Annotated in this window: 29 protein-coding genes; 15 read left to right on the forward strand and 14 right to left on the reverse strand. The window is 70.3% G+C overall.

Going from position 1 to position 23,265, the window contains the following annotated elements; translation table 11 throughout:
- Positions 1 to 85 precede the first annotated feature (85 nt).
- Positions 86 to 1,042 (forward strand): aldehyde reductase, encoded by a 957-nt coding sequence (locus AB0M02_RS38470; RefSeq protein ID WP_364236425.1) that lies wholly within the window; start codon positions 86 to 88, stop codon positions 1,040 to 1,042.
- 21 nt (positions 1,043 to 1,063) lie between these two features.
- On the opposite strand, the gene AB0M02_RS38475 is transcribed toward AB0M02_RS38470, so the two are convergent.
- Positions 1,064 to 1,741 (reverse strand): SDR family NAD(P)-dependent oxidoreductase, encoded by a 678-nt coding sequence (locus tag AB0M02_RS38475; protein WP_364236427.1) that lies wholly within the window; start codon positions 1,739 to 1,741, stop codon positions 1,064 to 1,066.
- A 126-nt stretch (positions 1,742 to 1,867) separates the two neighbouring features.
- Between AB0M02_RS38475 and AB0M02_RS38480 the strand changes: the two genes are divergently transcribed.
- On the forward strand, positions 1,868 to 2,758 hold the full coding sequence (locus AB0M02_RS38480; protein ID WP_364236429.1) for a helix-turn-helix transcriptional regulator: 891 nt from the start codon (positions 1,868 to 1,870) through the stop codon (positions 2,756 to 2,758).
- Here AB0M02_RS38480 and AB0M02_RS38485 read toward each other — a convergent pair.
- Positions 2,685 to 3,188, reverse strand: a complete 504-nt coding sequence (locus tag AB0M02_RS38485; RefSeq protein WP_364236431.1) for a GNAT family N-acetyltransferase — start codon at positions 3,186 to 3,188, stop codon at positions 2,685 to 2,687. The genes AB0M02_RS38480 and AB0M02_RS38485 overlap by 74 nt on opposite strands.
- Positions 3,189 to 3,241: 53 nt before the next feature.
- On the opposite strand from AB0M02_RS38485, the gene AB0M02_RS38490 reads away from it, so the two are divergent.
- From AB0M02_RS38490 to AB0M02_RS38500, 3 genes are all read left to right on the forward strand, one after another.
- A complete protein-coding gene (locus AB0M02_RS38490; RefSeq protein ID WP_364236433.1) occupies positions 3,242 to 3,787 on the forward strand; it encodes a TetR/AcrR family transcriptional regulator in 546 nt (181 codons plus the stop codon).
- 93 nt (positions 3,788 to 3,880) lie between these two features.
- Positions 3,881 to 5,041 (forward strand): alkaline phosphatase PhoX, encoded by a 1,161-nt coding sequence (locus AB0M02_RS38495; protein ID WP_364236436.1) that lies wholly within the window; start codon positions 3,881 to 3,883, stop codon positions 5,039 to 5,041.
- 144 nt (positions 5,042 to 5,185) lie between these two features.
- Positions 5,186 to 5,416 (forward strand): hypothetical protein, encoded by a 231-nt coding sequence (locus AB0M02_RS38500; protein ID WP_364236438.1) that lies wholly within the window; start codon positions 5,186 to 5,188, stop codon positions 5,414 to 5,416.
- A 17-nt stretch (positions 5,417 to 5,433) separates the two neighbouring features.
- Here the strand turns inward: AB0M02_RS38500 and AB0M02_RS38505 are convergent, their stop codons facing one another.
- Positions 5,434 to 6,435: an NADP-dependent oxidoreductase gene (locus AB0M02_RS38505; protein ID WP_364236441.1), complete on the reverse strand. Its 1,002-nt coding sequence runs from the start codon at positions 6,433 to 6,435 to the stop codon at positions 5,434 to 5,436.
- Positions 6,436 to 6,525: 90 nt separating this feature from the next.
- Between AB0M02_RS38505 and AB0M02_RS38510 the strand changes: the two genes are divergently transcribed.
- The gene (locus AB0M02_RS38510; protein WP_364236444.1) at positions 6,526 to 7,548 is read left to right on the forward strand and encodes an AraC family transcriptional regulator; all 1,023 of its coding nucleotides are present in this window, start codon (positions 6,526 to 6,528) and stop codon (positions 7,546 to 7,548) included.
- A 371-nt stretch (positions 7,549 to 7,919) separates the two neighbouring features.
- Here the strand turns inward: AB0M02_RS38510 and AB0M02_RS38515 are convergent, their stop codons facing one another.
- From AB0M02_RS38515 to AB0M02_RS38525, 3 genes are read right to left on the reverse strand one after another with little or no spacing between them, the layout of a single operon-like run.
- Positions 7,920 to 9,311 (reverse strand): hypothetical protein, encoded by a 1,392-nt coding sequence (locus AB0M02_RS38515; protein ID WP_364236447.1) that lies wholly within the window; start codon positions 9,309 to 9,311, stop codon positions 7,920 to 7,922.
- Positions 9,308 to 9,640, reverse strand: coding sequence for a PadR family transcriptional regulator (locus AB0M02_RS38520; RefSeq protein ID WP_364236450.1), 333 nt, complete (start codon positions 9,638 to 9,640; stop codon positions 9,308 to 9,310). The genes AB0M02_RS38515 and AB0M02_RS38520 overlap by 4 nt, the downstream gene beginning before the upstream one ends.
- A gap of 42 nt (positions 9,641 to 9,682) precedes the next feature.
- A complete protein-coding gene (locus tag AB0M02_RS38525) occupies positions 9,683 to 10,624 on the reverse strand; it encodes an alpha/beta fold hydrolase (protein WP_364236452.1) in 942 nt (313 codons plus the stop codon).
- A 105-nt stretch (positions 10,625 to 10,729) separates the two neighbouring features.
- Between AB0M02_RS38525 and AB0M02_RS38530 the strand changes: the two genes are divergently transcribed.
- Positions 10,730 to 11,299 carry a helix-turn-helix domain-containing protein gene (locus AB0M02_RS38530; RefSeq protein ID WP_364236455.1) on the forward strand — a complete coding sequence of 190 codons (570 nt, stop codon included), beginning with the start codon at positions 10,730 to 10,732 and terminating at the stop codon, positions 11,297 to 11,299.
- On the opposite strand, the gene AB0M02_RS38535 is transcribed toward AB0M02_RS38530, so the two are convergent.
- On the reverse strand, positions 11,259 to 11,663 hold the full coding sequence (locus AB0M02_RS38535; RefSeq protein WP_364236458.1) for a nuclear transport factor 2 family protein: 405 nt from the start codon (positions 11,661 to 11,663) through the stop codon (positions 11,259 to 11,261). The genes AB0M02_RS38530 and AB0M02_RS38535 overlap by 41 nt on opposite strands.
- A gap of 53 nt (positions 11,664 to 11,716) precedes the next feature.
- Between AB0M02_RS38535 and AB0M02_RS38540 the strand changes: the two genes are divergently transcribed.
- Complete coding sequence (locus AB0M02_RS38540) at positions 11,717 to 12,454, forward strand: TetR family transcriptional regulator (RefSeq protein ID WP_364236461.1); 738 nt, start codon at positions 11,717 to 11,719, stop codon at positions 12,452 to 12,454.
- A gap of 1 nt (position 12,455) precedes the next feature.
- Here the strand turns inward: AB0M02_RS38540 and AB0M02_RS38545 are convergent, their stop codons facing one another.
- Together AB0M02_RS38545 and AB0M02_RS38550 are read right to left on the reverse strand one after the other, a co-directional pair.
- Positions 12,456 to 13,103, reverse strand: a complete 648-nt coding sequence (locus AB0M02_RS38545; protein WP_364236464.1) for a VOC family protein — start codon at positions 13,101 to 13,103, stop codon at positions 12,456 to 12,458.
- A gap of 50 nt (positions 13,104 to 13,153) precedes the next feature.
- Entirely contained in the window at positions 13,154 to 14,893 is a 1,740-nt protein-coding gene (locus AB0M02_RS38550) for a discoidin domain-containing protein (protein ID WP_364236466.1), read from the reverse strand.
- Positions 14,894 to 15,179: 286 nt separating this feature from the next.
- Between AB0M02_RS38550 and AB0M02_RS38555 the strand changes: the two genes are divergently transcribed.
- Together AB0M02_RS38555 and AB0M02_RS38560 are read left to right on the forward strand one after the other, a co-directional pair.
- Positions 15,180 to 15,806 (forward strand): hypothetical protein, encoded by a 627-nt coding sequence (locus AB0M02_RS38555; protein WP_364236469.1) that lies wholly within the window; start codon positions 15,180 to 15,182, stop codon positions 15,804 to 15,806.
- A gap of 26 nt (positions 15,807 to 15,832) precedes the next feature.
- Positions 15,833 to 16,414 carry a hypothetical protein gene (locus AB0M02_RS38560; RefSeq protein ID WP_364236472.1) on the forward strand — a complete coding sequence of 194 codons (582 nt, stop codon included), beginning with the start codon at positions 15,833 to 15,835 and terminating at the stop codon, positions 16,412 to 16,414.
- Positions 16,415 to 16,436: 22 nt separating this feature from the next.
- Here the strand turns inward: AB0M02_RS38560 and AB0M02_RS38565 are convergent, their stop codons facing one another.
- Complete coding sequence (locus AB0M02_RS38565; RefSeq protein WP_364236474.1) at positions 16,437 to 17,159, reverse strand: hypothetical protein; 723 nt, start codon at positions 17,157 to 17,159, stop codon at positions 16,437 to 16,439.
- A gap of 36 nt (positions 17,160 to 17,195) precedes the next feature.
- Here AB0M02_RS38565 and AB0M02_RS38570 point away from each other — a divergent pair, with 36 nt between their 5' ends.
- Both AB0M02_RS38570 and AB0M02_RS38575 read left to right on the forward strand, forming a co-directional pair.
- Positions 17,196 to 18,239: an AAA family ATPase gene (locus AB0M02_RS38570; protein ID WP_364236477.1), complete on the forward strand. Its 1,044-nt coding sequence runs from the start codon at positions 17,196 to 17,198 to the stop codon at positions 18,237 to 18,239.
- The gene (locus AB0M02_RS38575) at positions 18,236 to 18,697 is read left to right on the forward strand and encodes an ion transporter (RefSeq protein WP_364236740.1); all 462 of its coding nucleotides are present in this window, start codon (positions 18,236 to 18,238) and stop codon (positions 18,695 to 18,697) included. The genes AB0M02_RS38570 and AB0M02_RS38575 overlap by 4 nt, the downstream gene beginning before the upstream one ends.
- A 58-nt stretch (positions 18,698 to 18,755) precedes the next feature.
- Here AB0M02_RS38575 and map read toward each other — a convergent pair whose 3' ends face one another.
- Positions 18,756 to 19,586, reverse strand: coding sequence for a type I methionyl aminopeptidase (gene map, locus AB0M02_RS38580; protein WP_364236479.1), 831 nt, complete (start codon positions 19,584 to 19,586; stop codon positions 18,756 to 18,758).
- 68 nt (positions 19,587 to 19,654) lie between these two features.
- On the opposite strand from map, the gene AB0M02_RS38585 reads away from it, so the two are divergent.
- Positions 19,655 to 19,921 (forward strand): helix-turn-helix transcriptional regulator, encoded by a 267-nt coding sequence (locus AB0M02_RS38585; RefSeq protein ID WP_364236482.1) that lies wholly within the window; start codon positions 19,655 to 19,657, stop codon positions 19,919 to 19,921.
- Here the strand turns inward: AB0M02_RS38585 and AB0M02_RS38590 are convergent.
- Entirely contained in the window at positions 19,909 to 20,181 is a 273-nt protein-coding gene (locus tag AB0M02_RS38590; protein WP_364236485.1) for a hypothetical protein, read from the reverse strand. The genes AB0M02_RS38585 and AB0M02_RS38590 overlap by 13 nt on opposite strands.
- 87 nt (positions 20,182 to 20,268) lie before the next feature.
- Between AB0M02_RS38590 and AB0M02_RS38595 the strand changes: the two genes are divergently transcribed.
- The gene (locus tag AB0M02_RS38595) at positions 20,269 to 20,664 is read left to right on the forward strand and encodes a PPOX class F420-dependent oxidoreductase (RefSeq protein ID WP_364236487.1); all 396 of its coding nucleotides are present in this window, start codon (positions 20,269 to 20,271) and stop codon (positions 20,662 to 20,664) included.
- A 49-nt stretch (positions 20,665 to 20,713) separates the two neighbouring features.
- On the opposite strand, the gene AB0M02_RS38600 is transcribed toward AB0M02_RS38595, so the two are convergent.
- A complete protein-coding gene (locus AB0M02_RS38600) occupies positions 20,714 to 21,535 on the reverse strand; it encodes an SMP-30/gluconolactonase/LRE family protein (RefSeq protein WP_364236490.1) in 822 nt (273 codons plus the stop codon).
- Between the two features lie 115 nt (positions 21,536 to 21,650).
- On the opposite strand from AB0M02_RS38600, the gene AB0M02_RS38605 reads away from it, so the two are divergent.
- Positions 21,651 to 22,097, forward strand: coding sequence for a DUF1203 domain-containing protein (locus AB0M02_RS38605; protein ID WP_364236492.1), 447 nt, complete (start codon positions 21,651 to 21,653; stop codon positions 22,095 to 22,097).
- Between the two features lie 3 nt (positions 22,098 to 22,100).
- Here AB0M02_RS38605 and AB0M02_RS38610 read toward each other — a convergent pair whose 3' ends face one another.
- Positions 22,101 to 23,231 carry an FAD-dependent oxidoreductase gene (locus tag AB0M02_RS38610; protein WP_364236495.1) on the reverse strand — a complete coding sequence of 377 codons (1,131 nt, stop codon included), beginning with the start codon at positions 23,229 to 23,231 and terminating at the stop codon, positions 22,101 to 22,103.
- Between the last annotated feature and the right edge of the window lie 34 nt (positions 23,232 to 23,265).

The raw sequence follows: 23,265 nt of genomic DNA on the forward strand, positions 1-23,265 counted from the left end.
TCCCACGGTAGGCGCGGGCCCGCCGAACAGAGGGGGTCCTGGCAGAGCCCTGGCTGGGCTCCGGGCGGCGCCGGACAGTGATGACATGACGACATCACGAGTGCTGGTGACCGGCGGCTCCGGGTTTCTCGCCGGCCACATCATCCGGCAGCTGCTGGACCAGGGTCACGACGTCCGCGCGACCGCCCGCGACCCGCGCCGCGCGCCGCGCCTCGGCGCGACCGAGTTCGTCCGGGCCGACCTGACCGCGGACGACGGCTGGGCCGAGGCGGTGGCGGATCGGGACTACGTCCTGCACGTGGCGTCCCCGGTCCGGCCCGGCCCGGTCGCCGACGAGAACGACCTGATCGTCCCGGCCCGCGAGGGGACGCTCCGGGTCCTGCGGGCGGCCCGTGACGCCGGTGTGAAGCGGGTGGTGCTCACCTCGGCGTTCCACGCGGTGGGCTGGGGTCACCCGCGTACCGGTCACACGTTCACCGAGGACGACTGGACGGTGCTCGACGGGCCGGGGGTGGACGCGTACGGCAGGAGCAAGACCCTCGCCGAGCGGGCCGCCTGGGATCTGCTCGACGGCAGCGCCACCGAGCTCACCACGATCCTCCCGGTCGCCGTGATGGGACCGCTGACCGGCGACAGCGTCTCCGGCGCCAACCACGTCGTCCAGCGGCTGCTCACCGGGCAGATGCCCGGACTGCTGAACCTCTGGTTCCCGATCGTCGACGTCCGCGACGTCGCCGCCGCCCACCTGCTGGCGATGACCGGCCCCGAAGCCGCCGGCCAGCGGTTCCTCGCCGCCGGCGGCCCGGCGATGTCGATGAGCGAGATCGCGGCTGTGCTGCGTGACAACCTCGGCGACGCCGCGGCGAAGGTGCCGGCGAACGTGATCCCGGACTCCCTTGTCACGCCGCCGCTGCCCGACCTCGGTCTCGTCCGCAAGGTCTCCGGCGAGAAGGCCCGGCGGGTCCTCGGCTGGCAGGCCCGCCCGGCCGGGGAGGCCATCCTCGCCGCCGCGAGCAGCCTGATCGACCGCGGTCTGGTTTAAGTCCGAGCTCCCTGCCCTGGATCAGAACGGGAGCACGCCGTTCTCGTCGACCAGGGTGCCGTCCGCGCCGAGGGTGGCCACCCGCACGACGACGCGGGCGCTCTCCTGCGGAGCGCGGCCGATACCGTACGCGGCGGTCATGTCGGTGGCCGTCGCGCCCGGTTCGACCGCGTGGAACCGGATGCCGGGCTCGGACTTGGCGTACTGGACGGTCAGCATGGTGGCCGCCGCTTTGGACGCCGCGTACAGCTTGAGCGGCAGCGCGTACTCTTGCCTCTCGGGGTTTGTCACCGCCCAGAAAGATCCCATGCTGCTCGAAACCGTGACCACCGCGGGGTTCTCCGCCCTGCGCAGCAGGGGCAGCGCCGCCTCGGTGACCCGGACCACGCCCACCGCGTTGGTGTCGAACGCCCGCAGGGCCGCCGGTCCGTCGACGGCGCCGTCCGCGAGAACGCCCGCGTTGTGCACCAGCAGGTCAAGCCGGCCCTCGGCCGCGTCGATCGCCGCCAGCGCCGCACTCACCGAGGCGTCGTCGGTCACGTCGAGCTGGACGAAACGCGCGCCCAGCGTCGCGGCCGCCTTCTCACCGCGCTCGACGTCCCGCGCGCCGACGTAGACGACGTGACCCAGCTCCCGCAGCTGGCGGGCGGTCTCGAAACCGATGCCCTTGTTGGCCCCGGTGATCAATGTGACGGTCATTCTCGTCTCCTGTCGCTTGTGCCGCCGGGAACGCTAGGCGGGGCTCGCGGCACCAACCAGTGACTGCCGTGCCAGGGGTATGAGAGGACCCCCTCTGTCGTGCGGGCGGCGACCTACGCTGGTCGGGTGAGCGAGACGAATGCCCTGGGCGCCTTTCTGCGCGCCCGCCGCGAGCTGGTGACACCGGAGCAGGCGGGCATCCCGGACGTGGGCGTGCGGCGGGTGCCCGGGCTGCGGCGGGAGGAGGTGGCCATGCTCGCCGGGATCAGCGCCGACTACTACCTGCGCCTGGAGCGTGGGCGCAACCGCAACCCGTCGCTGCAGGTCATCGAGTCGATCGCCCGGGTGCTGCAACTGGACGAGGACCACTTCGCGCATCTGCTGACGCTGGTCTCGGAGGTCTCCCGGAAACACCCGCGCCGGGCCCGCCGGGAGACCCCGCCGCCCGGCGCGCTGAAACTGCTGGACGCCCTGACCCAGCCCGCGTTCATCGAGGACCGGTATTTCGACATCCTGGCGTCGAACGATCTCGCCCGGGCGCTCTCGCCCGGCCTGGCGGCGGGCGGCAATCAACTGCGCGACCTGTTCCTAAATCCGGCGGAACAGGCACTGCACCCGGAGTGGGAGAACGTCACGGAGTGCTTCGTCGCCAACCTGCGGCAGGCGATCGGCAACGACATCGACGATCCGCGGTTCATCGAGCTCACCGGCGAGCTCTCGCTGGCGAGTCCCCGGTTCCGCCGGCTGTGGGCGCGGCACGAGGTGCGCGGCCAGCGCGGTACGCCGATCCGGATCAACCATCCGCAGGTCGGTGAGCTGACCCTCAACCGGGAGCGGCTGAGCATCGGCGGCACCGACGCGCTGATGCTGGTCGTGTTCCACCCGGACGCCGGGTCGGCCGACGCGGAGAAGCTGGCGCTGCTGGCCTCCGCCGGGCAGGCCGTCAGGTCAGGTTCAGCGCCCAGTCCTGGGCGATCACGTCGTGACCCCAGCGGTGTTCCGGCCGTTCGGCACTGAGCGTGAAGCCGGCCTTCTCGTAGATGCGGCGGGCGGCGGTCTGATCGTCGGTGGTCCAGAGCACCATCCGGCGGTATCCGGCCTCGCGGGCGAACATGAGGCACTCGCCGACCAGCCGGGAGCCGATGCCGTGACCCCGCGCGACCGGTGTGACGAGCAGGATCCGCAGGCGGGCGGTGTCCGGCTCGGCGTCGGCGATCAGCATGACGCAGCCGGCGCGGACGCCGTCGACCTCGGCGATCCAGATCGCCTCGCGGGCCGGGTCGTGATCGGTGGCGAAGTCGCCGACGATGCCCGCGACCAGCGACTCGAACGCCATGTCGTATCCGAACTGGCGGTGGTAGATCTCGCCGTGCGCCATCACCGCCCAGCCGAGGTCGCCGGGACGGTCCGCGCGGCGCACCGTCACCCTTGTCGTCTGCTGCGTCATGCTGACTCCCACCCCACTGAAACGGTCGTTTCAGTAACGGTAAGCTACTCCTCATGTCCTCCGCCCGCCAGACCGAGTTGCTGGAGGCCGCATATCGGTACGCGCTCGCCAACGGGCTCGCCGACGTGTCGCTACGGCCTCTCGCGGCCGCGATCGGGTCCAGCCCGCGGGTGCTGATCTATCTGTTCGGCAGCAAGGAGGGCCTGGTTCGCGCACTGTTGGCGCGGGCACGGGAGGACGAGTTGCGGTTTCTGCGGGACGGCGGTGGGCCCCTGGGCCTGATGTCCGCGGCGGAGCGGGTCTGGGCGTGGCTCGCGGCTGAGGAGCACCGGCCGCTGCTGCGGCTCTGGGTGGAGGCCTACGCGCGATCACTCGTCGAGCCGGGCGGCGCGTGGGCCGGATTCGCCGAGACCACGGTGCGTGACTGGCTGGGCTTCCTCGCCGCGGCCGAACCGGACGGTCCGGACCGCTCGGTCCGCCACACCCTGGTCCTGGCCGTGCTCCGCGGCGGGCTGCTCGACCTGCTGGCGACCGGGGAGGAACAGCGCGTGACCGCCGCCGTCCGGCACCAGCTCGACCTCCTCATTGATACTCGCTGATTTTCCTGGTCGTTCACCGCGCACTCGGCCGCCGGACAGCAACGCCCGGCTATCTGGAACCTCACCCCTCGAACGGGAAATCCAGGAGGTTCCATGGACCGGCGATCACTGCTGCGCGCCACAATGGCGGGAGCGGGAGGTCTGGCCCTGCCCTTTACCGCGTGGTCGGCCGCGTACGCCGCACCGGCACAGAACGCGACCGGGCCGTACGGGCCACTCCAGGCCGCCGACGCGAACGGGATCCAGCTGCCGGCCGGCTTCACCAGCCGGGTGATCGCGCGGTCGCGGCAGGTGGTGCCGGGTACGTCGTACACCTGGCACGACGCGCCCGACGGCGGGGCGGTGATCCCCAACGGCAGCGGATGGATCTACGTGTCCAACTCGGAGGTGTCCTCCTCGGCGGGCGGCGGGGCGTCGCGGATCCTCTTCGACGCGAGCGGCAACGTCACCGGCGCGTCACGGATCCTCAGCGGGACCAATCAGAACTGCGCGGGCGGCAAGACCCCGTGGAACACCTGGCTGTCCTGTGAGGAGGTCTCGCTCGGGCGGGTGTGGGAGACGTACCCGCTCGGCGGCACCGCGGTCGTCCGGCCGGCGATGGGCCGGTTCAAGCACGAGGCGGCCGCGGCCGACCCGGTCCGCAGGGTGATCTACCTGACCGAGGACGAGACGGACGGCCGGTTCTACCGGTTCATCCCCACGACCTGGGGCGACCTGTCCTCGGGGACGCTGCAGGTGTTCAAGGCCGGCACGGCGACGTCGGGCTCGTTCACCTGGCAGAACGTGCCGGACCCGGACGGTTCGCCGACGCAGACCCGCAATCAGGTGTCCGGGTCGAAGTCGTTCAACGGCGGCGAGGGGTGTCACTACGCGAACGACACGGTGTGGTTCACGACCAAGGGTGACAACCGGGTCTGGCAGGTCAATCTGCTGACCGGCACATATGAGCTTGCGTACGACGACAACCTGGTCACCCCCGGCACCGCGCCGCTGACGGGTGTCGACAACGTGACAGGTTCGACGTTCGGCGATCTCTATGTGGCCGAGGACGGCGGAAACATGGAGATCTGCCTGATCACTCCGGACGACAAGATCTCGGTGTTCCTGCGGGTCAGCGGCCAGGGCTCGTCGGAGTTGACCGGCCCGGCGTTCACACCGGCCGGCAATCGCCTGTACTTCTCCTCGCAGCGCGGGACGTCGGGTTCGTCGTCGGGCGGAATCACCTACTGCGTCACCGGACCGTTCCGTACCTGAGTGCCTTTGTGGCCCTGGGATCCCGGTCCCAGGGCCACGGCGCGACCGGAGAGAAACGCGGAGCGACCAAATCGGGTAAACAACCCATAACGTCCGTGTTTCCCATAGAGTGCCCGGCAGAATCGGGCACGAGGAGGAAGAAACGTGAAGAAGGCTGTGAAAGTCGGCTTGGTCGGCATGGCGGCGGCGGGAGCCCTGCTGCTGTGCGTCCCGGCGGAGGCGGGCACGGCCGAGAGACCCACCGACACACCGGCCGACAAACCCAGCACACAGCCGGACGACGGCATCCTCAGCGACGTGACCGTGGACGTTCCGCCGCGCGTCAAGAACGCCCTGCACGCCCTGGACACCGGCTTGCCCACCGGTGTGCTGTAACCGCTGCGGCCGCAGGCTCAGGCCAGGAGCACGGTCTTCCCCGCCAACCGCCCCGCTTCGGCCTCGCGATGCACGTCCGGCAGGTCGGCCAGCGGCCTCCGCCCGGCCACGTCGACCGTGACGATCCCGGCCTCGACCAATTCCACCAGCGCGGCGAGGTCAGCGGTGTCGTTGCGCACGACGAAGTGGATCCCACCGTCCGGCAACTCGGCCGCCGGCGTCGTGGCGGAGACCAGCCGGCCACCGGTCCGCAGCCACCCGATCGGCGGCGGCGCCGGAACAAGGTGGATCAGCACGTCGACCGGCTCGATCGGTTCCGCCACCGCATCGGCGTCAGCAGCCCGCGGCTCCGTCGGCTCCGCCACCGGCCTTCCCGCATCCGCCACCGGCCTTCTCGCGTCCGCCACCGCGGGAACGCTGGAGGCCCGCGGCTTTCTCGCGTCCCCCAACGCATGGGCGGCGGCGGTCTGCGGCTCTGCCGGGTCCGCCACCTCGTGGGCGCCGGCGGCTCGCGCGGCGTCCACATTGCGCGTTCTCGCGATCACATGGGCGCCGGCATGCCGGGCCAGCTGGATCGCGTAGCGGCCGATCGCGCCCACCCCGTTGATCAGCACGCGGTCGCCGGGCTTGACGTTCGCATGCTCAAAAACGGCCTGCCACGCGGTCACTCCGGCGATCGGCAGGGCTGCGGCATCGGCGAGCGGGACATTCTTCGGGGCGCGGACCAGCAGGTTCGCGGGTGCGGCGACGAACTCGGCGGCTGCGCCACCATCGAGCCGGCCGATGACTCGCTCACCCGTTCCGGTCACGGTTCCCGACAGATCCCAACCCATGACGTACGGGAGATCGAGCTCGATCACCGCGGCGAGCAGTCCCCGGCGCAACCCGATCTCCGACGGGTTGAACGACGTGGCCGCCACCTTCACCAGCACCTCACCGGGTCCCGGAGCCGGCCGATCGATCTCGTCGTGTCGAATTTTGTCGGTTCCGCCGTACTCATGCATGCGCATCGCCCTCATGCACCGACCGTAAGCGTCCCACCCAGGATGATCCATGCGCTCGGATCCCGGTTTTATACGTGATCGTCTCGCCATCAGTATGCTGCGCGCATGGATGTCCTCAGCGACGTACTGGCGGTGATGCGAACCGGCCGCGTGCGCTCCGCGCTCGTGACCTGGCACGCGCCGTGGGCCCAGGAGTTCGCAGCCGTCCCCGGTTCCGCCGGTTTCCACGTGGTGTTACGTGGTTCGTGCGTACTTCTGCGCGCTGACGCCGCTCCCCTCCCCCTGGCCGCGGGCGACATCGTGTTCCGCCCCCACGGCGACAGCCACACCCTCGCCGACGCCCCCACCACCCACTCGGCAACCCCACCCTGCGCCCCGTCCGATCTCGTGAACCTGCCCCGCTACGCGGTCGTCGGCTCCCCCACGAACCCACCCACCGCCCCGCCCGATCAGGTGCACCCCGCGGTCGCCGGCTCAGCCGCCCCTTCGCCCGGCCAGCCGCGCCGCGCAGTCGCAGGGTCGGCCGGCAGCGCTCTTGCCGGCGTCGCGGTCACGCTTTGCGGCGCCTATGAGCTGGACCCTGACCTTGTGCATCCGTTGATGCGCGATCTGCCGGACCTCATCCACGTTCCTGCCGAGTTGGGCCGGCACCCGCATCTGCGGGCCACGATGGACCTTCTCGCCGGCGAGCTGGCCCACCCCGGGCCTGGCACCGAGGCGCTGATCCCGGCACTTCTCGACACGCTGCTGGTCTATCTCCTGCGAACCTGGCTGAGCGGCGACCACCCGACCGGCTGGGCGGCAGCCCTCGCCGACCCGGTCACCGCCGCGGCCCTGCAGGCGATACACCGCGAACCCGCCCACGACTGGACGGTCGCCTCACTGGCCGCCGAGGCCGGGCTGTCGCGGGCACCTTTCGCGCGCCGCTTCGCGGAGGTGCTGGGTCAGCCGCCGATGACGTACCTGACCTGGTGGCGCATGACGGTCGCCGCCGGCCTGCTGCGCCGCACCGATACACCGCTGAGCGGAATCGCGGCCCAGGTCGGCTATGCGTCGGAGTTCGCTTTCGCGGCCGCCTTCAAACGGCGCTTCGGCCTGGCACCGGGCCGCTACCGCCGCACCCGCTGAACACCCCAGGCCGTCGTCCGCCGCCGGCGCCGAGGGACCTTCGCAGCAAAGACGCCCAAGATCTGTGAGGTGTGGTCAATGATGAGCCAGAACACTTAGCGATCATGGGCATCAGAACCAGGCGGGAGCGGCTCGCCCGCCCGAGGTCTGCGGATCCGGGCTGGGACGGGACACGGCCAAGCGTGGCGTGACGCGGCCGGCGCGAGGTGACGGCGCGACGAGGCCGGCACGAGGCGACGGCGCGAGGTGACGGCGCGACGAGGCCGGCACGAGGCGACGGCGCGACGCGAGGTGGCGGCGCGAGGTGGCGGCGCGAGGTGGTGTGGGGACGAGTGGGCGGTCGCGCCGGGCGGGGGCGAGGGCGGGGCGGGCTACTCCGGGGCTTGGCGGACGGCGAGGATGCCGGGCATTTGGGTCAGTTCGGCTTGCAGGGCGGGGAAGACGCCTGGGCTGGAGAGGCCGACGTCCCAGAAGTAGGGCATGCGCATTCCGGAGTCGGTGGTCAGGTGGCCGCCGTTGCAGTAGGCGGTTCGGTATTCCGGATCTGTCGGGTCGTAGTGGAACCAGAGCGATCGTGTGCCCCAGACCCTGAAGATGGCGGCTTCGGCCAGGTTTCGCTGGTCGGTTGTCGAGTTCTGCGCGATGTAGACGTGGGCTAGGCGGCTGTGCGTGACGGCGGAGGCCGGGGCCGGGGCGGGTGGGCCGGACGGGGTGCAGGAGGCCAGGGCCGCGGTTGGCCACCAGGTTGCGCCGCCGGCTACGACGAGGGCCAGAGCGCCGGGGATCAGGGCGCGGAGGGTTACGGCGGCCAGGGCGGTGAGGGCCAGCAGCAGGATGAATGCGCCGGTTGGGGTGGTCAGCGTGTGGAGGCCCAGCCAGATGACCTCGTCGCCGGGGCGGTCGGGGTTCCAGGACCACAGGGCGCCGATCAGGGTGGTGAACAGGGTCAGCAGGGTTGCGGTCCAGGCCAGGGCGGACGCGGGTATCGATCGTGACGGTTTCTGCTCGGTTCGGCGGCTGGCCCAGCCGGTGAGCAGCCAGCCGAAAAGGGCGCCGAGAGTGAAACCGGTGACGGCGAGGGCGGTCAGCCACCAGGGTGCGGATCGGGAGAGGGTGTAGCTGGCTGCGCCGTCGGAGTCGTACCAGGCGCGGTTCTCCCAGTAGACGCCCTCGTAGGAGAGGACCAGGTCGCCCTTCGTCGCCCAGAAGGACGCGGTCGAGGTGGGGGGCTCGGATGCCACCTCCTGCGAGAAGATCACGTCACTGCGGACGTCCCACCCGGCTGCCTCAAGCCGGTCACGCGCACCGCCAGCATATGTCCGGACATCTCGTGTCTCGTCTGTGTTCTTTACCCAGTAGTCGACGTAGCCGTAGATGGTGGACTCGCCGTCGCCTGAGGACACGAACGGTTCGGAGTCACCGCCTCCGAACACCTGCAGGCCGGGGAAGACGGTGGTGCCGATGGCGGCATGGGAGGCCAGGGACGGGGCGACGGTCCAACCGGCGGCCGCCGCGCCCGCCGCGCCGAGCAGCCCGGATGCGACGGCTACGAGCCCGGCCAGGACGACGACGGCGCGGCTGGCAGGTCGTCCCAGTCGGGCGCGTAGCCCGTACGCAATGATGTTGAAAAACTCCCGGAGCGTGGGTCGCGTGCGGCCCGGCGGTGCGCACTCGGTCAGCGTCCCCAGCATCTCGGCTCGCCGCGCGCCGGGTGGAAGGACCCGCAGCAGGATCGCGTAACGCCGCGCCAGCCGATCGCTCATGACGACAACCCCAGCCCGAACCGGCGGCGGGCTGCCAGCTGGGCCGATGCGGCCTCGGCGCCCGCCTTCAGACGTGTCGCCTCCTCGTCGAGAGCCGTCGCGCCGGAGGAGGTCAGCCGGTAGTAACGGCGCGGCCGGCCGTCCACCGTCTCCTCTCGGTCGAGCTCTACCAGGCCCTCGGCGGACAGGCGGTCCAGCGCGGCATAGAGCGTGCCCGCCTGGAGTCTGATCCGGCCCTGGGAGAGGGTCTCGACCTCGCGGATGACGCCGTAACCGTGCCGGGGCACAGCCGCCAGGGCCGTCAGGATCCAGAAGGTGGGTTCGCGCATGAGCGCCAATATAAAGATGATCTGACTATGCGAGCAAGTGGCTCACTTGGACTCGATGACTCCGAGTTCGGACTGCTCGGTCCAGTCGGCGGGTGCCGGCCCCAGCACGCTGTGCAGGTAGCCCGTGGTGATCCGCTGGATCAGGGCGACGCGCGAAGGGCTCTCGTCCGTGGTCTCGGTGACCGACTCGCCGACGATCCCGCCGAGTGAGTGTTCCGCGCCGAACAGCGTGAGGAGGGCCTTCGGGCCGGGGCTCAGGTGGTAGACGTCGGTGAACCAGTCCGGGCCCCGGGTCGACAGGGCCGACTGGTCCTTGTCGCCCGCGACCACCAGCGCGGGAGTCGTCATGCCGCCGAACTCGGGGCTCATGAACGGGAAGTGTTCCGCGGCGAACGGGGTCAGGTCCGGGCCGCCGGTTCCGGTTGTGGCCAGGAGTACGCCGGCTTTGACCCGTGGATCGGTGAAGTCCGCGTCGTCACCAGCCACCCTCGCGCCGAGCAGCATGCTTGCGGTCTGCCCGCCCCAGGAGTGGCCGGCGACCGCGATGCGGTTGCGGTCGATGCGAACTCCGGCGGCGGCCTCGATCCGGTCGAGTTCGTCGAGGACGTGCCGCAGGTCCTGGACGCGGATGCGCCAGATGTCCGGGTAGCGCGGGTCGTCGGGGCCGACTCCCAGGGTGCGGGAGTCGAGGTGGGTGGGCTGGACCACGACGAAACCGTTGGCCGCCCAGTGGTCGGCGAGCGGCTGATAGGCCCGCATGGACTGGCCGAATCCGTGCGAGAAGACGATGAGCGGCAGTGCGGCGCCGGTTTTTGTCGCGGCGTCGTTTGTCGCACCGTCGTTTGTCGCGGCGGCGTTCGTCGCGGCGGCGTTCGTCGCGGCGGCGTTCGTCGCGGCGGCGGGAGCGGCGGGAGCGGAGGCGCGGACCTGGACGGCGGGCAGGTCGATCGGCGCGATGGAGAGGACGGGGGTCGGGTGGTGCATGGTGGCAACTCCCTGAGATCATGGGCTAAGCGGAACCGCGTTCCGCCACAGACGACGATACGGAACATGGTTCCGTTTATGCCCGTGGTGTGACGGAGGTAACCCATGGCCAAGCGGGCCGACGCGCGGCGCAACGAACAGACGCTGCTCGAGGCGGCGGCCGCGGCGTTTGTCGCGGCGGGGGTCGACGCGCCGGTACGCGACATCGCGGCACGAGCCGGAGTGGGTGTCGGCACGATCTACCGGCATTTCCCCACGCGCGCCGATCTGGTCGTGGCCGTCTACCGGCACCAGGTCGAGGAGTGCGCCGCGGCGGGACCAGCACTACTGGCCGAGGCCGCCAGTCCGCACGCCGCCCTGGTCCACTGGATCGACGTTTTCGCCGACTTCCTGGTCACCAAACACGGCCTGGCCGAGGCACTGCAGTCGGGCGACGCCACGTTCCTGTCGCTGCACGCGTACTTCCTCGACCGCCTCGTCCCGGTCTGCGCCGATCTGCTGGGCGCGGCGGTCGCTTCGGGCGAGATCAAGCAAGGGTACGAGGCGGTCGAGGTGATGCACGCCGTCGGCAACCTGTGCATCGGTGCCGGGCGTGACCCCCGGTACGACGCTCGGCGCATGATCGGCGTGCTGATCAACGGCCTGCGAGTGCCTCCGCCAGCGGCAGCGGGTTGATGTAGTCGCGATAGGACACGATCAGGCCGCCCCGCACCCGGAACACCGCGATCACCGTCTGCTCGAAGGGCGCGGAGGTACGCAGGACGGTCCCGTGCGCCGTGTACTCCACGATCGCCACCTCCGGATCGGCGGTTTCGTGGATGACCACGTCTCTGTATTCGTCGAACCTGATGAAACCGTGCGCCGCCTCGGTGAGAAACGCGCGAATCTCGGCACGACCGGTGATTCGCGCGGGAACACCGGGCGGCCGGTACGGCCATTCGATGTAGCCGTCCGGTGCCATCAACTCCACGATCGCCTCGACGTCCGTGTCGCGGCCGGCCCGGAGCACTCGTTCCACGATTTTGCGTGTTGTCGTCATTCAACGACCGTAGAACGAAGGCGGCGTTCGCTCAACATCCGTAGAATGAACACGTGACTCCCCCGACCCGTGCCGAACAGCGCCGCCGCTCCGAAGAGGCCATCCTGGACGCCGCCCGCGGACTGTTCGCTGAGCTCGGCTATGACCGCACGACGATCCGCGGGGTGGCCAAGGCCGCCGGCGTCGATCCCGGCCTGGTCATGCACTACTACGGCTCGAAGGAGAACCTCTTCGCCCGCGCCACAGAGGAGGCGCCACCCCGGGAGGCGCCACCCCGGGAGGCGCCATCCGGGGAGGCGCCATCCGGGGAGCACGCGCCGCCCGGAAAGCCCACGCCGCCCGGAGAGCCCGCACCGCCCGGGGAGCCCACGCGGACCGGGAAGCCCGCCGGGACCGGGAAGCCCACGCCACCCGGGGAACCCACGCAGACCGGGAAGCCCGCCCGGACCGGCGAGATGGTGGAGACGCTGCTGTCATCGCTGACCAGCAGGCTGGAGAGCGAACCCCTGGAATCGCTGGCGCTACTGCGCTCGATGCTCACCAACCAGAGCGCAGCCGACCGCTACCGATCAGCCGCACACGCCCAGCTGGGACAGATCAGCGCGGCGATCCCGGCCGCCGATGCGGACCTGCGGGCCAGTCTGCTGAGTGCGATCGTGCACGGGATCATCATCGATCGGTACCTGCTCGGGTTCGGTCACCTGGCGGACGCGGCACCGGAACAGATCGCCGATCTGCTGCGGCCGTGCTTCGAGGCCCTGGCCGCAGCACCGGACGACCGGATCGCCTAGGTCAGTCCAGGCAGAGGCAGAACGGGTGCCCCGCCGGATCGAGGAAGACCCGGAACCGCTTGCCGGGCTGGTGCTCGTGCTTCCTGGCGCCCAGCCTGATGACCTCGGCCGAGACCGAGTCGAGATCCTCGACCACCAGGTCGAGATGCATCTGCTGCGGGTGCTCCTGATCCGGCCACGACGGTGGGGTGAACACGTCGACCTGCTGGAACGAGATGCACTGCCCGTTGTCCGAGCGGATGTCGGCCCACCCGTCGTCGATGTCCGCCTCCCAGCCGAGGAACGCCGCGTAGAAGCGGGCCAGCTCCCCCGCGTCCGGGCAGTCGATGACGAGGCTGGGACTGCGCACGCTGGTCCGCCCTCGCAGCAGCGATGCCCGGAACGGGCGCAGTTCGCCGGTCGCGAACCCGCTCGCGATCGCCGGGTCGTCGTTCATGATCTGGCGGGCCGCGTCCTCGTCGGGCGCGGAGAAGACGCACACCCCGGTGTTGGTCTCACCGAGCGTCGGACCGGCCAGGATCAGCACGCCCTCGGCCAGCAGCCGTTGCAGCCGTTCGAAGTGGCGGCCCCAGACCTCCTGCTCCGCGGGAGTCATGGTCGCCGCGAAGTCGGTGCGCGGTGGATGGAGGAAGTAGATCCACTCAGCCATGCCGAAAATACTAGGGCGCCCTGAAGTCCCAGGGCGCCCTAGCGTTCATCTCACTGGTAGACGCGGACGTAGTCCACCAGCATCCGGCTCGGGAACGGGGTCGTGGCGTCGATCGGACCGGGGAAGTCACCACCGACGGCGAGGTTCAGGATCAGGTAGAACTTGTGGTCGAAGATCCACGGGCCGCGGGTGTTCTCCACGGTCTCCTTGTTGGCGTCGAAGACCAGCCGGCCGTCCAGGAAGAAGCGGATGCCCTTGCTGTCCCACTCGGCCGCCCACACGTGGAAGTCCTGGGACAGGTCCACTGTTGCGTACTTCTGGCCGTACCCTCCGCCGCCGTTGTAGGCCGGCGCGTGCAGCGTCGAGTAGGCCTCGCTGGTGTTGCGCCCGAGGACCTCCATGATGTCGATCTCACCGTTGTACGGCCACGGGCGCCCGGTGAGGAAGTCGTCACCCATCAGCCAGAACGCCGGCCACAGCCCGTTGCCCTTCGGCACCTTGACCCGTGCCTCGATACGGCCGTACTGGACGCTGAACTTGTTGCTGGTGTTCATCCGGTGCGAGGTGTACTGACGGCCCTGGTAGTCCTGCCGCCGCGCCTCGATGACCAGCTGGCCGGCGCCGTTCATGGACGCGTTCTCGCTGTTCGGCGTGTAGTACTGGATCTCGCCGTTCTGCGGGACACCCGGGTCCATCGTCCACTTGGAGCCGTCCGGCTTGGATCCGGAGGCGCCGTTGAACTCGTCCGAGAACACCAGCCGGGTCGCCGGGAAGGCCGGGTCGGCGGGCTTGGCGGGCGGGTTCGTCGGGTTGCCGCCGGTGCCGTAGATGCTGAACTCCCACAGGGAGTAGCCGTAGACGCTGCTGCGGGCGGTGCCGTACATCCGGACGTAACGGCCGGTGCCCGAGATGTTCAGAACATCCTTGAGGCCGTCACCGGTCGTCGTCGTGTAGATCGGCGACCAGTTCGCGTTGTCGCCGGAAACCTGAATCTGGTAGGAACGCGCAAAAGCGGGGTCCCACTGCAGGACGACCTGGCTGATCTGAGCGGTGGCGCCCAGGTCGACCGAGATCCAGCCCGGGTCCACCCAGCCGTTCGTCGACGAGGTCGCCCAGCGGCTGGCCGGGTCGTTGTCGAACGCCTTGTCCGGGCTGCACGGGTTGCAGTTCACGTCGTTCTGCCAGGTGGAAGCCTGCGCGGGCTTCGCATAGGACAGCAGCCGAGCGGTGCCCGGCGGGTTGCTGGTCGGCGGCGTGCTCGGCGGCGTCGTGGTGTCGCCGGTGTACACCTGGAACTCCCAGAACGAGTACCCGTAGGCCTCGAGCGCGCGCTGGGTCAGGTTGATCCGCACGTACCTCGCGGTGCCCGAGACAGGGATGCTTTGCTGCCCGCCACCACCGGTCGTGGTCGCGTAGGCCTGCGTCCAGGTGCTGTTGTTCGTCGAGAACTGGATGGTGAAGCCTCGCGCGTAGGCAGCCTCCCAGTTGATCGCGATCCGGCTGACCGCGGTGGCGGTGCCGAGATCGACCTGGAACCACTGTGATGCGGAGAACGCGCTGGCCCAGCGGGTGCCGTTGTTGCCGTCGACCGCCTCGGCGGCGAGGTAGGCGCCGGCGATCTCGGTGGACGAGGCCGTCGCCGGCTTGCCCTGCGAGACCAGGACCTCAGCGGCGGAGGCCGGGGATGTGGTCAGGCTGAGGAACCCGGCCATCAGGCCGGCGAGGCTTGCGGCAAGAGCAACAGCACGGGTACGGCGTAAGCGCGCCGGTTGTCGAACAGGAGCGATCATGGACGGGACTCCTCGGGGGTGTGTCGAAGCTGTTTCCAGGTGGGGAACAACCTGTGAAAGCGCTCTCTTGCCCGACACCGTGGCATCGCTCTTGAAGAGTGTCAATGGCCGGCCGGAACCGGTTGCGGCACCGGTTCCGAATTAGCCCAGCTCAGAGGCTTGTCGCAGCTAAGAGGCCGGCGAAGTTCCGGAACCGCCGGAGTCGCGCCACACCACCCTCCGAGGCGCCTGTTCGAGAAAGCGCTTCCCCGTTGTGGATCTCGCGCGACATTCGGATACTTCGATCGTGATCCTGATCGTCGTCCTCCTGGTACCGCTCTACTTCGCCCTCCTGGCTGCCGGCGCGAGCGAGGCAGCGGCCGCGTTCTGGACACCCGCCGTAGCCGCCGTCCCGCTCGCGTGGCTGACGTGGAGGCGCGCCCACTCAGCCGCGACTCCGGCCCCGCCGCCGATGTCCCGCGGCCGGCTCGCGTCTCGTACCCTCGCATTGGCTCTTCTGTCCTGGCTTGTCAGCTCCGTGGTAGCGGGCGTCGTGGGCGGCTTCGTCCCCCCGCCGGCCGACGACCCCGCCCACTCGGTCGCGATGAGCCTGCGGTACTCCACCCTGATCGGCCTGCCCATCGTCCTGGAGCTGCTGTTCCGCCTCGGCCACCGCTCCGCCCGCTGGCTCCCGGCCCGCCGTCCCCTGCGCTGGCTCGCCGTCGTCTCCGTGGTCCCGGCGCTGATCTCGATCGCGCTGCACCCGGTAGCCGTCGCCTTCTCGTCGGCGAACGGTTCCACCCCCACCCGCGACCTGTCCGACATCCTCCCGCGGGCGGTGGTCGTGACCGTCCTCTACTTCTGCGCGCTCGCTCTCGGCAACCTCCAGGCCCGATCCCGCCTGTCCGATCAAGGACCGCTCGGTTCTGCATGATCCCGCCGCGGCGGAGAGTCGTCGATGTGCTGCTACGACGTGCGCTGCCCGCGGTGACCCTGTGCCTGCTCCTGCCTGTCGTGTCCGCGTGCCCCGGCCGCCCCGGGTCGGACTCGGGCGGCATCACGATCCCGGAGTCCGACGGCACCGGCCCGACCCTGACCCTCCAGGCAGCGGCCACCGCGAGCGGAGGCGAGAGCGCGGCGGTGTCGGGTGGTGGTTCCGCCCAGTCGATGACGCTGCACGCCAAAACCGGTCACCTGAACCTGGCCGCGTCCGCGAAGGACCCGGAGAGTGGCATTCAGAGCCTGGAGATCTGGCTGATCCCGACCATCACCCGCTGCGAGGGCGACCCCTGCTCCGTCTCCCAGCCCGAGGTCCGCGACCCTCGCTTCGTCAGCAGCGTCCCCCAGAGATCCCCCGGCCAGCAGGCAAGCGAGGCCAGCATCATGCTGGAGGCCCTGGACCTGACGGCCGAGCTGACCCAGACACCCCCACCGGGCGGCTCGGTCACGGTGGAGTGGCGCCTGTCCGCCCGAGCCAAGAACCACCTGGGCACCGAAACCCGGACCCCGGAGCTGAAAGTCACCTACCGCCAGACAGCCTGATCCACCCGCAGGCGTGCTCAGGTCATCGGTGCAGGCCCGCCATGATGATCTGCAACGTGGAGCGGCGCAGGCCGCGCGGTGTTCGAAGTGCGGCCCTGTGGTTGGGGTCCGGTTCGGAGAGGCGGGCGTGCAGGGGCTCTCGCACCCACGGGCCGCCGGACCAGAACAGGCCGTCCGCCACCTTCTCACCGGTCACCTGGCGGCGGACGAGTCGCTGGTAGGCCGGGCCGAACCAGCACCAGATCGGCGGCCGCGGCGGGAGGCCGAGCCAGTCGCCGACCGGGGCCAGGAAGGGTTCGCCGGGGCGTTCGGGTGGGCCGTAGAGCGTGTCGCCGTCCAGGATCTCGCCGCCCTCGATCGAGGCGGAGACGTAGATGGTCGACGGGTGGAGCAGGGCGCGCGCGAATCGGTGCACGCGCGGGTCGGTGGCGGGTAGTTCGGCGTGGAGGCTGTGGGCGACGGTCGGGCCGAAGTAGCCAGGGCGGGTGGCGGAGAGGGAGGCGTGATGGACGGGACCTTTGCCGCTGATGAAGAGCAGGGAATCGGCGCTGTCGTAGGCGCGCAGGAAGCCCTCCTCGCCGTCGCGGTCCAGGCGGCCCCGCAGCGGCTCGGTGTCGCCGAAACGGCGCGGCATCGCCTCGGGCAGGTGCTCGCGGGCGGCGTCCAGCCACCGTGCGGCGATGTCATCGCGGCCGGCCCGCTCATACCACCGCACCACCAGGACGTCGATCTTTCGTTCCCCCACGCGCCGAGAGTACGTGCCGGGTACGACAATCCGGGGATGAGCATGCCGGTGCTGTGGCTGACCGGAACACCCGGAGCGGGCAAGACGACCGTTGCCTGGGCGCTGCGCGAGGAGCAGCGGGACGTCGGGTTCGTCGACATCGACCAGATCAACATGTGCTACCCGGAGACCGCGCGGGATCCGGGGCGCTTCGGGATCGCGGCCGACAACCTCGTCGCGGTCGCCGCCGGGCACCGGGCCGCCGGCGCCAGGGCCCTGATCGTCTCGGGATGTGTGGATCCCGGCCGTGGTGTGCTGACCGACCGGCTGCCCGGCCTCACCGTGACCCGGTGCCACCTGCGCGCCGCCCCCGAGGTTCTGCGCCGCCGGCTGGTCGGGCGCAACGCCGGCGCCGGCTTCGTCGAGGCGGCGCTGACGGCTCCGGACCACGACGACGGGATCGACACCAGCGGCCTGACCGTGGCCGAGGTGGTCGCACTGGTGAAGAAACGCACGACCGGCTGGCTGGACAGCGCCGGCGAACAAGTGCCGCCCGAAATACCGCACCCGCCCGGCGGGCGGATCCTCTGGCTGTGCGGCGCGACCGGCGTGGGCAAGTCCACCGCCGGATTCGACGTCTACCTCCGGCGGCTGCCGGGCGCCTATGTGGACCTGGACCAGATCGGGTTCGCGCCGGGCGGCCACGAGATGCGCGCGCGGATCCTGGCCGGCATGTGGCACACGTTCCACCGGGCCGGCGCCGAGACGCTCACCATGGTCGGGCCGGCCGAGGACGCGGCGGCGATCGCAACCTACGCCCGGGCGCTGCCCGCCGCGACGCTGACCGTGGCGCGCCTGCACGCCTCGCCCGGCGAGTTGCATGATCGGATCCAGCTCAGGCGTCACCTCGGCGGCTGGGCACAGCCGGGCGATCCTCTGATCGGGAGGCTTTCCTCGTACCTCTCCGAAGTCGCCCGGAGTGCGGCGGCAGAAGCCGCAGCCTTGGAACGGACCTCGCTCGGTGATCTCCGCATCGACACCGACGGCCTGAGCGCGCGGCAGGTGGCCGACACCGTCATGGCCGCGATCGCCGAAGAATAGGCTGTCGTTTCTCCCCCGGCCTGCGGACCATTGTCACGGCGCTGCTGCGCAGCCTGCCGGGCGTCGGCGGCTTTCTCGCGCTGGCGCTGGTGACGCTTTATGTGTACGGAATGGCAGGCTGGCTGATCTTCGGGGAGAGCCAGCCCGACGACTACGGTGACATCGGCAAGGCCGTCCTGACGCTCTTCGTCCTGCTCTCCCTGGAGACGCTCCCGGATCTCCTTCAGCAGGGCATGGAGTTGTCACCGTGGACGCTCGTCTACTACGTCAGCTATGTGCTGATCACGGTCAATCTTCTGCTCAACATTCTGATCGCCGTCATCGTCAACTCGATGGAGGAGGCGCGCCGGCTCGAGATGACCGAGCACCTCGGCACCGACGAGGACCACGACGGCGTCCCCGACGAGATCGACCGGATCATGATCAGTGAGCAATTTTCAACCTGGCATCGGGCCTGAGGCTGCCGGGCCGTTCTCCAGCGCCGGCAACCGAGGCCCTCGCCACGTTGAAAAAGGCTCAGTCAGCGGCTGGACGACCTGCGGGAGCTGATCGCGGAACTGGAGCAGGATCTGCGGATCGAGCGGGACGCCGGGTCAGAACCTCGGGGCCGGCGGGGGTGACCGCGACCGTGTGCTCGGAGTGCGCGGTACGGGAGCCGTCGGCCGAGCGGATCGTCCAGCCGTCCTTGTCGTACCTGATCCGGTCGGTGGAACGGCAGAACCAGGGCTCGATCGCCAGGGTCAGGCCGGGTTCGAGCTTCATGCCGCGACGCGGGCGCCCGCTGTTGGCGACGTGCGGGGACTCGTGCATCGTGCGGCCGATGCCGTGGCCGCCGAACTCGTTGTTCACTCGGTATCCGTAGGAGTGGGCGACCTCGCCGATCGCGGCGGAGATGTCGCCGAGGCGGCCGCCGGGCTGGGCGGCGGCGATGCCGGCCTCGAGGGCGACCTCGGTGGCCTCGATGAGTTTCAGGTCGTCCGGGTCGGGAGTGCCGACGACGACGGAGAGGGCGGAGTCGGCCACCCAGCCGTCGATGCCGAGCGCCATGTCAATGCTGAGCAGGTCGCCGTCGCGCAGGACGTAGCTGTGCGGCAGGCCGTGCAGCACCGCGTCATTGACGGACAGGCAGAGCACGTTGCGGAACGGGCCGCGGCCGAACGACGGGGCGTAGTCCCAGTAGCAGGAGTCGGCGCCGCGCTCCCTGATCCGCCGCCGGGCGTGGTGCTCGATGTCCATCAGGTTGACGCCGACCGCGGCGACGCCCCGCAGCTCGGCGAGCAGCTCACCGACGAACTGGCCGGCCACCGCCATCCGGCCGATCTCCTCGGCGGACTTGAGCTCGATCACGACAGACTCCCCCTCGATCCGGTATTTTTATACCGGTATTTTTATACCACGCGATATATGCTGCTGCCATGGTTCGCCAACCGCTCACCGCCGAACAGATCGCAGCGGGCCAGCGCCTCGGGGTCGCCCTCCGGGCCGCGCGGGCCGGCCGGAGCCTCGTCGAGGTGGCCCTGGCGGCCGGCATCTCGCCCGAGACCCTGCGCAAGATCGAGGCGGGCCGCCTGCCCGCACCGGCGTTCGGCGTGGTGGTCTGTCTCAGCCAGGCGCTCGACGTGCCGCTCAACGAGCTGGCCGACGTCTGGCTCGCCGAGAGACCCGTTCGTCAAGCCTCCTGACGGCCCGCCACAACGATCATCCGGCGGTCGTCGACGGTGAGGGCGGTGCCGTTCTCCCCGTACCCTTGAACGGTTGTGAAACCGGCGGCCAGGCACCAGTCCCGGATCTCCGGGAAGCCGAAAAGCCGTTTGACGACGCGCTCGGCCGTCGCGGATGACGGTGCGTGCCACCTCGAATCGGCCGGTCCAGGAAGACGGCGGAGGAGTCGAGACCGGTCGTCGTCGTACATCGCGGCCGCGTTGAAAAGATCCCGCGTCACGGTGCCGACGCTAGGCACCACGATGCCGCCCGGCAACACGAAATAGGCTGTGGGTGATCGGCAGGAACCATCTGACTGGAGAGCGCTTTGCCCGAGATCATCCCTGACGAGCTTCACGACCTGCTGGAGCGGCCCCTCTTCGCCGACCTGGCCACCGTCCGCGAGGACGGCACCCCGCAGAACAACCCGATGTGGTACGCGTGGGACGGCGAGTTCCTCAAGTTCACCCACACGAACTTCCGCCGCAAGTTCCGCAACATCCAGGCCAACCCGGCCGTGGCGATCTCCATCATCGACAGCGACAACCCGTATCGCTACATCGAGATCCGCGGCGTGGTCGAGCGCATCGAGCCCGACCCCACCGGCGCGTTCTTCGTCGAGTTGGCCAAGCGCTACGACGCGCCGTTCGGCACCGACGTGCCGAAGGACGCCGGCGACCGGGTGATCTTCTTCGTCCGGCCCACCGCCGTCGGCAAGCGCTGATCGCCGGGCCGGCCGGGCGTCCGCAGCGGGGCGCCCGGCCGGGTGCGGGTCACGGCCGTCCAGCGCCGGGTGCGGGAGCCGGAAACGTCAGCACCAGGCCGCTGGGCTCCGGCGTGTCGTCCCACTGCTGACCGACAACGAACAGACGCGGATCAGTGCCCCGGCTGAGTGCGCACGCGAAAGCGCCGCGGTCGAGATCCACAGATTCCAGGATCAAACCCTTTTCGCGTACGCGCACGCAGCGCCGATTGCCGACATCGGCGTACCAGAGAGCGCCCTCCGCGTCGAGGCAGATGCCGTCCGGATGATCATCAGGGGTCTCCGCCCAGACGTGCCGCCCACTGAGCCCGCCACCCTCGTCGATGCGGAACGCGGTCAGGCGGTTGGCGTAGGACTCGGCGACGATCAGCGTCGTCCCGTCCGGGCTGATCGCCATGCCGTTCGGGAACGCGAGCCCGCCGGCGACCTGCTCGACGCTCCCGTCGGCCCGGACGAGCACGACGAATCCCGGCTTGACCTCGCCTCCCGGGAAGTCGAACCCGAGGTTGTTGACGTAGACGTTGCCGCCGTCGCCCGCCACGATGTCGTTCCACGGCGTGCTGCCGAAACCGCCCAGGTCGGCATGGGTGCTCAGGGTCCCGTCCCGCTCACGCCGCAGCAGCCGCTGACGCGCCGAGTCGACGATCAGCAGCCGCCCGTCCGGCAGGAAGTCGATGCACAGCGGAGAGGAGTCGACGCTCGCCACGACCTCGTGGCTGCCGTCCCGGGCGAGCGCGATGACCTGCCCCGCACCCCAGTCCGCGAACCACAGCCGCCCGTCGTGCCAGCGCGGCGACTCCCCGAACGAGATCCCCTCCATCAGGACGTTCATCCGCGATCCCCTCTCCTCGTCCCCAGGAGTAGACCGCGCCCGCCGCCGTCCCGGCTCATCCTCGACGGCCGATTCCCGCCAGACGTACGCGGGCCGGCGCGCCGACGATGACAGCATGACCGCTTACCGTATCGACCCGATTTCGGCCGCCCTGCTGGATGACGTCCGAGCCGCCGGCCAGGCCGAGTCCGTGACCGCCGGCGGGGGCGAGCCCCTGCGCTGCTGCCTGCGCGACGCCGCCGCGGGCGAGGAGCTGATGCTCTTCAACTACGAGCCGCCGCTGCCGCCGAGCCCGTACCGCGAGGTCGGCGCGGTCTTCACCCACGCCCTCCCCTGCCCCGGCCCGGCCGACGCGCTCCCCTACCCGCCGGACTGGTACGGCCGCAAGCAGGTGCTGCGCGCCTACGACAGCCGCGGCTGGATCCACCCCGCCACCGGACTGACCGACGGCAAGGACCCGGTCGCGGACATCGAGAAGATCCTGGCCGACCCCACGGTGGCCCTGATCCACACCCGGAACGTGGCCTACGGCTGCTACATGCTCGCGATCACACCGGTCTGACCGTCAACCCTGCCGTGCACCGGCCACGACCAGTCCCGGATACCGCGGTGTGAGCCGGCCGTTCACCGACAGGACGAGCCTCTTCAGCGCCGTCACCGGACGACCGGTGATCACCCGGCCGCGTGGGCGGCCGTCCAGGTCGGTGGGCTGCAGGATGCCGTCGCGACGGCCCAGGCTGACGCACAGGGCGTCGTTCGTCACCCGCAGCGGCGCCGGGGTGCGCCCGGCCAGCCGAGCGGTGATCGCGTGGTAGGCGCACGCTGCGGAGAGCTGCCCCGGACCACAGCCCATCCGCAGCACCCGGCCGTCACCGGTGTGCGCGGCGGCGGCGTCGCCGATGGCGTAGATCTCGGGATGCGACACCGAGCGCAGCGTCGCGTCCACGACCACGCGCCCCTGTTCGTCAACGGCCAGGCCGGTCTCACGCGCCAGGCCGGGCACCCGGAAACCGGCCGTCCACGCGACCGCGTCGGCGTCGGCGCGGGAGCCGTCCGCCAGCACCAGGCCGCCCGCGTCGGCCTTGACCACGGCGGCGTTCTCGGACACCTGGACGCCGAGGCGGTCGATGACGCGGTGCAGGTGGTCGCGGGCGCGTTCGGACAGGTAGTCGCCGAGCATCCCGCGGGCGATCAGGCGCACGGCACGATCGGGGTACGCCTCGGCCAGGTCCGTGACCGTCTCCAGCCCCGTCGGGCCGGCGCCGACCACGGTGACGCTCGCGGCGGTGCGCATCCGCTCGCGCAGCTGCCCGGCCCGCTCCGCGACCCCAATCGCGTACGTGTGCTCGGCCGCACCGGGAACCGCGTCCGTCTCGGCTTGACTGCCCAGCGCGTACACAAGAATGTCGTAATCGATCGGCGCAACGCCGCCGCTCAGCTGGACCGACCGCTCGCCGGTGTCGATGCGGGTGACGCGGCCGACGGCCAGCCGGATGCCGGTGCCGTCGAACAGGTCTCGCAGCGAGAGATGCCGTTGCCGGCGCCCGGCGGCGAGCTGATGGTTGCGCATCCGCTCGACGAACCGGTCCCGTTCGTTGACCACGGTGACGGTGGCGCCGGTGCGCTTGGCGAGCAGCCCGGCGATCGACACACCGGTGTAGCCGGCGCCCAGAACCGCGATGCGCGGAGTCGTCATGAGAGGTCCCTTCCTCGTTCGGCACCGGATGAAC

It is taken from the genome of Actinoplanes sp. NPDC051861, from assembly GCF_040681145.1.
GTDB lineage: Bacteria > Actinomycetota > Actinomycetes > Mycobacteriales > Micromonosporaceae > Actinoplanes.